This is a genomic window from Pseudomonas sp. 5Vm1k (assembly GCF_056161485.1).
Window position 1 is genome coordinate 1 of record NZ_JBSPCZ010000036.1, and the last position, 8,118, is coordinate 8,118.

Sequence of the window (8,118 nt, forward strand, 5' to 3'; positions counted from 1 at the left end):
CTCGCGAAAGCGGTGTGTCAGACAACGATGATGGCGACTGACACGCCCTCTTCGCGAGCAAGCCCGCTCCCACAGGTGACCGGGTCGTACACAAAATCCCGGCCTAACAAAGATCCCCTGTAGGAGCGAGGCTTGCCCGCGAAGAGGCCGGGACATTCAACATCAGTGTCACCAGACAGACCGCTTTCGCGAGCAAGCCCGCTCCCACAATTGGATCGTGGTCGTTTTACAGATTTCAGCCCGGCGGACCACCGCACGCTTTTGCCCATGACATAGAGGTCAACCCATGAGCGTGCATGAACTCAAGCGTCCGCCCAGTGCGGACACCGCCCAATGGCAGGTCAAGGCGCCCCAGGCCCTGGAGCAGTTGCGCCATTGGGGACAGGTCAGTCCATTGCAAACGGCGCTTCGGCATAAGCGCCACTGTCAGTGGTTTGTCTGGCGCTGGATCGATGCCTTGCGTGATGTCGAGCGTCTGGCCGATGGTTTGCGTCAGCAAGGCTTTACCGAAGACTCGCGGTTGGCCCTGAGCGGTGCCTTCGAGCCGAATCTGTTGCTGCTGGCCCTGGCCGCTCAACATGTCGGCGGTCAGGTGCTGACCTTGCCCGACACCCTCGACGCCGAGTCATTGCACAAAGCGCTGTGGCGCAGCCGTCCGACCCACGCGTTCATTCAGGACCGGCAAACCCGGCAACTGTGGCTCAACCACGGCCAGTCGCTGCTGGACTTCAATGAGCTGCTCGGCCCCGTAGAACCGCCGCAACGCCTGCGCCTTGGCGTCAACAGCGCCCAGCTCTGGAGCGAAGAGGGCACGCAATGGCAGGACGGCCTCACCGTTCTACTGGACCAATGGCTGGCCAGCGGCCAGTCCCTGGCCTTCCCGGAAAGCCCCGGCAGTGCCAGCCGTGATCGGCGGGAAGTCGCGCCTTCCGGACTGCTGCTATCCGCCGAACGCCTGCAACGCCTGGCCGACGAAATCGACAGCCGCCTCGCAACCCAAGGCACCTGGCGGCGACGCCTGTGCGACTGGGCCATCGCCCACCCGGAAAAACCCCTGCAACGCCTGATCAAGAACCGCGTTCGCCGACTGCTGGGCTTCCACAACCTGCATTTCATCTGGCAAGCCACTCGCACGCCCGATGCTCAACCCGCGCCGACCTGGCTCGCCGAATTCAAACGGGACATCGCATGAGCTCGACCGATTCCATCCTGCAAGTCAGCGGTATTTCCCTGTCGTTCAAAGGCGTGAAGGCGATCAACGACTTGTCCTTCGACGTGCGTCGGGGCGAAATCTGCGCACTGATCGGCCCCAATGGCGCGGGCAAGAGTTCGCTGCTCAATGTGCTGAACGGCGTGTACCGCTTCGATGCCGGCTCGATCGTGTTCGAGCAGCAACCATTCAAACGCATCGACCCGCTGACCGCCGCGCGTCGGGGCATTGGTCGCACGTTCCAGAACAACGCGCTGTTCAAGAAAATGAGCGTGATCGACAACATCCTCTCCGGCCTGTCCCGGCACCTGCACAGCAGCTTCATCGAGCAAGCCCTCAACCTGCCGCGCGCCCGGCGTGAAGCCGCAGACTTTCGCCAACAGGCCCAGGGCATTCTCGAATTCCTCGAACTGCAAGCCCATCGCGATGTGCCGGTGGGCAATCTGTCCTACGGCCTGCAAAAACGCGTAGAGCTGGGCCGCGCCTTGATCGCCGGCCCGCGCCTGTTGCTGCTCGATGAGCCAATGGCCGGGATGAACGCTGAAGAGAAGCAGGAAATGGCGCGGTTCATTGCGGACATCAACCGCGATCTCGGCACCACCGTGGTGTTGATCGAGCACGACATGAGCGTGGTCATGGGCCTGTCCGACCACGTGGTGGTGTTGGATTACGGGCGCAAGGTCGGCGACGGCACGCCCGCCGAAGTGCAGGCCGATCCGGAAGTGATCGCGGCGTATCTGGGAGTGGTGCACTGATGACCTTCTTCTTCGAAACCCTGCTCGGCGGCTTGCTGGCCGGCACCATGTATTCCCTGGTCGCGATTGGCTTCGTGCTGATCTACAAGGCCAGCGGCGTATTCAATTTCGCCCAGGGCTCGATGCTGCTGTTCGCCGCGCGGACCTTCGTCAGCCTGCACGATCAAGGCGTGCCGTTTGCCCTGGCGCTGTTGCTTACCGTAGTGGCGATGATCATCGGTGCGCTGCTGATCGAACGGCTGGTGTTGCGGCCCTTGGTCAATCGTTCGCAGATCACCTTATTCATGGCGACGCTCGGGCTGTCGTTCATCATCGAAGGTCTGGCCCAAGGGCTGATGGGTTCGCAAGTGCGGGCGCTGGACCTGGGCATCGATGACGTGCCGATTTTCATCGGCGGGATGATGGTCAGCCAATTCGACCTGATCGCTGCCGCAGCCGCCATCGTGCTGGTAACGGTGCTGGCGCTGTTGTTCAACAAGACCCGGATTGGTGTGTCCCTGCGCGCCGTGGCGGATGACACCACCGCCGCGCTGTCGATCGGCATCAACCTCAACCGCATCTGGCAGATCGTCTGGGCGGTGGCCGGGATTGTCGGACTGGTCGCCGGATTGCTCTGGGGCGCGCGCCAAGGGGTGCAGTTTTCCTTGTCGCTGGTGGTGCTCAAGGCCTTGCCGGTGTTGATCATCGGTGGCTTCACCTCGATTGGCGGGGCGATTGTCGGCGGGCTGATTGTCGGCGCGGCGGAGAACCTCGCCGAGGTCTACATCGGTCCGCTGATCGGCGGTGGCATCACGCCGTGGTTCGCTTACGTCCTGGCTTTGGCCTTCCTGTATATCCGTCCCGCCGGCCTGTTTGGCGAGCGCGCCATCGAGCGAGTCTGAACCCATGTCGATTTCCCTCACCCGCGAAACCGCGCCATCGGTGTTGATCCAGCGTCGTGTGCCGTATGGCTTGTTCGGCTTGTTATTGATCGCTTTCGTGATCGTGCCGCTGACCGGCAACGATTATTGGCTGAACGCGATCCTGATCCCGTTTTTGGTGTTGTCCCTGGCCGGGCTCGGCCTCAATTTACTCACCGGTTACACCGGCCAGACCTCGGTCGGAGCGGCGGGTTTCATGGCGGTTGGCGCCTTTGCCACTTACGGCTTTCTGTTGCGACTGCCCGAGGTGGGCTTGCCGATCGCACTGCTCGGCGGCGGTTTGATCAGCGCGGTGGTGGGTTTCGTCTTTGGCCTGCCGAGTTCACGGATCAAGGGTTTTTACCTGATGGTCACCACATTGGCGGCGCAATTCTTCCTCGAATGGCTGTTCGTCAAATTCCCCTGGTTCTACAACTACGGTTCGTCCGGGACCATTTCCGCGCCGAAACTGGCGCTGTTCGGCCATGACCTGAACACACCGGTCGGGCGTTATTTGCTGACCCTGACCACGGTGCTGTTACTGACCTGGGTCGCCGTGAACCTGGTGAAAAGCCAGATCGGCCGCAACTGGATGGCGATCCGCGACATGGACACCGCCGCTGCGGTGATCGGCATCCCGGTGGTGCGCTACAAACACCTGGCGTTCGCCGTCAGCTCGTTCTACCTCGGCATCGCCGGGGCGCTGTGGGCCTTCGCCTACCTGGGCACCGCCAGCGCCAGCAGCTTCGATATCAATCGGTCCTTCCAGATCCTGTTCATCATCATTATCGGCGGCATGGGCAGCATCGCCGGCAACTTCGTCGGCGCGGCGTTTATCAGCCTGCTGCCGATCCTGCTCAGCCATGCCGGGCAAGCCTTGTTCGGCGGCGCGGTGGACGCGGGGCAATTGCAGAACCTGCAAAAAATCATCTTCGGCGTGTTGATCATCCTGTTCCTGATCAAGGAACCGGAAGGGCTGATCCGCCTGCTGGGCAACCTTCGTGAACGGCTGAGTCACTGGCCGCTGCGCTTCTGAATTCCTGACCTATTAGAGAGACAACATGCGTGCATCCTTGAAACGTTCCCTGCTTGGCGTGGCTCTGACGCTGGCGGTTTTCGGCACTGCGGTGCCAGTGGTTCAGGCCTCGCCGGACCAGCAATTCTTCCCGTTGGCCACCTATCGCGTTGGCGCCTATGCCTCCAGCGGTGTGCAGGTGTGGGCCGGGATGCTCGATTACCTGAACTACATCAACGAGGTGGAAGGCGGGATCAACGGCGTGAAACTGGTCTGGCAGGAATGCGAGACGGAGTGGACGGCGGAGAAGGGCATCGAATGCTACGAGCGCTTCAAGAAAGGCCTGGACGGCGCGCCGGTGGCGATCTATTCCCCCAATGGCGCCCCGGCGGCGTATGCCTTGAGCGAGCGGGCCGAGGTCGACAAAATCCCGCTGATCACCCTCGGCTACGGCCGCACTGAAGCCACCGACGGCACGGTGTTCCCGTACAACTTTCCGGTGATGCTGACTTTCTACAGCGAGGCCTCAAGCCTGATCAACTACATTGCCCAGCGCGAGGGCGGCTTCGACAAACTCAAGGGCAAGAAAATCGCCACGGTCTACCACGACTCGGCGTACGGTCGCGAAACCCTCGGCCCGTTGAAGCTGTTGGCGGAGAAGTACGGTTTCGAAAACATCCAGATTCCGGTGGCCGATCCAGGCAACGAACAATCCTCGCAATGGCGGCAGATTCGCCAGCTAAACCCCGACTGGGTGTTCCTGCGAACCTGGGGCGTGTCGACACCGGTGGCGGTCAAGACCGCCGCGCGTTTCGGTTTCCCGGTGGACCATATCGTCGGCGACATTTGGGCCAGTTCCAGCGAAGACGTGTTGCCCGCAGGCGCCGCTGCCAAAGGCTATCTGGCGCTGACGCCATACCCGGCCGGCACCGATTTCGAGATCCACAAACGCCTCAAGCAATACATTCTCGACAAGGGCAAAAGCGACCTCAAAGACCTGAAGAACTTCGGCAGCGTCTACTACAACTCCGGGCTGGTGAATGCGGCGGTGATGGTCGAAGCAATTCGCACCGCTCAGGGCAAGTTTGGCAAACGTCCGCTTAATGGCGAGGAAGGCCGTTGGGGCCTGGAGCATTTGAACATCGACGACGCGCGGCTCAAGGACATGGGTTACTTCGGGCTGATGCAGAACCTCAAGCTGTCCTGCAAGGATCACGAGGGCGGTGGCTCGGCGCGGGTGCAGCAATGGGATGGTGCCAACTGGACGCTGATCAGCGACTGGATCCCGGCGGATCGTGCTTTGCTGCGGCCGTTGATCGACGAGAAGTCTGCTGCTTTCGCCAAGGAAAAAGGCCTGACGCCACGCACCTGCACCGGGGATGAATAAGCCATGAGCCAAGCCGCCACGGATAACGCCGCGCAGCAGCTGTTGCAGGTCAAGGACATCGAAGTGATCTACGACGGCGCGATCCTGGCCGTGGCCGGGGTGTCGCTGACAGTGCCCAAGGGCGGCATCGTTGCGTTACTGGGTGCCAACGGCGCGGGCAAAAGCACCACGCTCAAGGCGATTTCCGGGCTGGTGCGGGCCGAGCGCGCGGAGGTCAGTCGCGGCAGCATCGAGTTTCTCGGGCGCGATACGGCGGGCGTCGATCCGAGTGTGCGGGTGCGTCAGGGCATGGTGCATGTGCTGGAGGGGCGGCACGTGTTTGCGCAACTGACGGTGGAGGACAATCTGCGCAGCGGCGGGTTTGTCCGGCGTTTGAGTCGTCAGGATCTGGCCCGGGACCTAGAGCGGATCTACGCCTGGTTCCCCCGCCTGAAAACCAAGCGCAAGACCCAGGCCGGGCTGACGTCCGGGGGCGAACAGCAGATGGTCGCAATCGGCCGGGCGCTGATGACACGTCCTACTTTGGTACTGCTCGACGAACCTTCCATGGGTTTGGCGCCTATTATCGTCCAGGAGATTTTCGAGATCGTCGCCCAGCTCAATCGCGACGAACAGGTGAGCTTCCTGATTGCCGAGCAAAACATTAATGTGGCGCTCAAGTATGCGTCCCAGGCCTATGTGCTCGATACCGGGCGCGTGGTGCTGTCCGGAACAGCCGAAGAACTGCTGGCCCGGGGCGATTTGCACGACTTTTATCTAGGCAAACACTGACCGTGAGAACGCCATGAACCAAACTCCCAGCGGACAGACGAACGACGCCATCCGCCATGCAGACATCCTGATCATTGGCGGCGGCCTCAGCGGCGCAATGCTGGCGGCGCAGTTGCTGCGGTTGCCCGGCAAGCGTGCAGTGCTGGTGATCGAACCCCGGGCCGAGCTTGGCCGGGGCGAGGCCTATAGCGCGGTCGAGTTGGGCCATACGCTAAATGGCAATGCGGCGCGGATGAGCGTCGACCCGGACAATGCCGATGACCTGACCCAATGGCTGACCACGTACATTGCGGCCGGTGGTTGGCCCGAATCTGACGAGCAACATGTGCCAGTCAGCGAATTGTTCCCGCCTCGGGGGTTATTCGGTTTGTATGTGCAGCAGCGTTTGGCTGAAGCACAAGCCGTGGGCGCGTTGAACGGTTCCACTGTCGAGCACGTGCGGGCCGAGGTGCTTGACCTGCAAACCCTCGATGATTCAGTGCGGTTAAGTTTGAGTAACGGGCAACAGTTAAAGGGCGCATTTGCGGTACTGGCCACCGGGATGTTTCCCGCCGCGCGTACGCCGCAGACCGAATCCAGCGGTTTGAATGCAGCGGCACTGGACCCGTGGGACGTCGCGGCCATGCGCCAACTCGACCCGCAATCCACGGTGTTGATCATTGGCTCGGGCCTGACCATGGTCGATGCGGTGGTGTCGCTGGAACAAGCCGGGCATCGCGGGCCGATCGAAGTATTTTCCCGTCACGGGTTGCTGCCGCATGTGCGACGGCAGCCGCCGGCCTGGGTGGACTTTCTGGCCGAGGATCACAGCATTCGCACGCCACGGCAGTTGCTGCGTGAGTTGCGTCGGCATTGCCGGGACGCCATCGCCCAAGGCATCGATTGGCAATCGCCGCTCGACACCGTGCGGGCGCACATCGGCCGGTTGTGGAATCAGGCAACGGACGTGCAACGCCGCCAGTTTGTACGGCATGTGCGTCCGTGGTGGGAAAGTCATCACCACCGCTCACCACCGTTGAGCGCGGAGTTGGTGGCGCGGCTGTACGGGGAAGGGCGGTTGCGGATTCAGGCAGCGTCGTTCAAAGGGCTGGCGCCTTCGGTGAACGGTGAAGTGAGCATTCGCATCCGCCGTCGCGGTGAAGCGGAAACGGTGATTGTCAGCGGCGCAGCGTTGATCAATTCCAGCGGCATCGAATACGACTGGCGCCGGGTCGCCCGACCGCTGCCGCAACAGTTGCTGACGCGCGGATTGATCAAACCGGGGCCATTGGCGCTGGGGATTGCGGCGGCGGTGGATGGTGCGGTGCTGGACGCCGACGGACAAGTTGCCCAACGGCTATTTGCCATGGGGCCGCCATTGCGCGGGATGTGGTGGGAAAGTACGGCGGTGACGGATGTGGCGAGCCAGGCGAAGGCTTTGGCGGCGCGGTTAGCGGGAGACACAAAAAAACTCTCATAAGAGAGTTTTGAGATAAATGATTACTTGTGGCGAGGGGGCTTGCCCCCGTTCGGCTGCGCAGCAGCCGCAAACCAGACAACTCGGTGTGACGTGAAAAAAGCAGGGGGCCGCTGCGCGACCTAACGGGGGCAAGCCCCCTCGCCACAAAAGCCCCCTGTTATGCGAGACTCAAGAATCAATACGCTGATACTTCGAACCGAACTCAGGGCGGTTTTCCGCGACGTAGAGTTTGGCTTGTTCGGCGTTCTGCTGCAGGTTGACGCTGCCTTTGCGTTCGGTGTCGATGCTGACGCTGTTGACGTTCTGGGTCGCCGGCTGGCCGACTTTCACCGCAGCGATGGATTGTGTGGCGGCCATGGCCGAGGTAGCGCCAAGGACGGTAAGGGCAAAGCTAAGACCGATAAGGCTTTTCATGATGTTGCTCCAGAGAGTGGGAAGAAGATGTCGCCACTCTAGTGCTGGAGTGCGGCGATGAAAAAACACCCTGACGCATAGTCGATATCGAGAGCGTTGATCCATGGCCTAGTGTCGCGCACGAGCCCTGTGGGAGCGGGCTTGCTCGCGAAGACTGCCTGACATTCAACAAAAATATCGTCTGTTACACCGCTTTCGCGAGCAAGCC

General features: G+C 61.6%; 8 protein-coding genes. 7 read left to right on the forward strand and 1 reads right to left on the reverse strand.

Annotated elements, in window-relative coordinates; translation table 11 throughout:
- The first annotated feature begins 286 nt into the window (after positions 1-286).
- Genes ACWIKB_RS33215 through ACWIKB_RS33245 form a run of 7 tightly spaced genes read left to right on the forward strand, consistent with a single transcriptional unit; the run spans position 287 to position 7,496 of the window.
- Positions 287-1,192, forward strand: coding sequence for an AMP-binding protein (locus tag ACWIKB_RS33215; protein WP_475271640.1), 906 nt, complete (start codon positions 287-289; stop codon positions 1,190-1,192).
- Positions 1,189-1,965 (forward strand): ABC transporter ATP-binding protein, encoded by a 777-nt coding sequence (locus ACWIKB_RS33220; protein WP_475271641.1) that lies wholly within the window; start codon positions 1,189-1,191, stop codon positions 1,963-1,965. The genes ACWIKB_RS33215 and ACWIKB_RS33220 overlap by 4 nt, the downstream gene beginning before the upstream one ends.
- Positions 1,965-2,846 (forward strand): branched-chain amino acid ABC transporter permease, encoded by an 882-nt coding sequence (locus ACWIKB_RS33225; protein ID WP_475271642.1) that lies wholly within the window; start codon positions 1,965-1,967, stop codon positions 2,844-2,846. Before ACWIKB_RS33220 ends, ACWIKB_RS33225 begins: the two co-directional genes overlap by 1 nt.
- A gap of 4 nt (positions 2,847-2,850) precedes the next feature.
- Positions 2,851-3,900, forward strand: a complete 1,050-nt coding sequence (locus ACWIKB_RS33230; RefSeq protein WP_475271643.1) for a branched-chain amino acid ABC transporter permease — start codon at positions 2,851-2,853, stop codon at positions 3,898-3,900.
- Between the two features lie 25 nt (positions 3,901-3,925).
- Positions 3,926-5,266, forward strand: coding sequence for an ABC transporter substrate-binding protein (locus tag ACWIKB_RS33235; protein WP_475271644.1), 1,341 nt, complete (start codon positions 3,926-3,928; stop codon positions 5,264-5,266).
- 3 nt (positions 5,267-5,269) lie between these two features.
- On the forward strand, positions 5,270-6,037 hold the full coding sequence (locus ACWIKB_RS33240; protein ID WP_475271645.1) for an ABC transporter ATP-binding protein: 768 nt from the start codon (positions 5,270-5,272) through the stop codon (positions 6,035-6,037).
- Between the two features lie 13 nt (positions 6,038-6,050).
- Entirely contained in the window at positions 6,051-7,496 is a 1,446-nt protein-coding gene (locus tag ACWIKB_RS33245) for an FAD/NAD(P)-binding protein (protein ID WP_475271646.1), read from the forward strand.
- Positions 7,497-7,664: 168 nt separating this feature from the next.
- Here ACWIKB_RS33245 and ACWIKB_RS33250 read toward each other — a convergent pair whose 3' ends face one another.
- Positions 7,665-7,910: a hypothetical protein gene (locus tag ACWIKB_RS33250; protein WP_475271647.1), complete on the reverse strand. Its 246-nt coding sequence runs from the start codon at positions 7,908-7,910 to the stop codon at positions 7,665-7,667.
- Between the last annotated feature and the right edge of the window lie 208 nt (positions 7,911-8,118).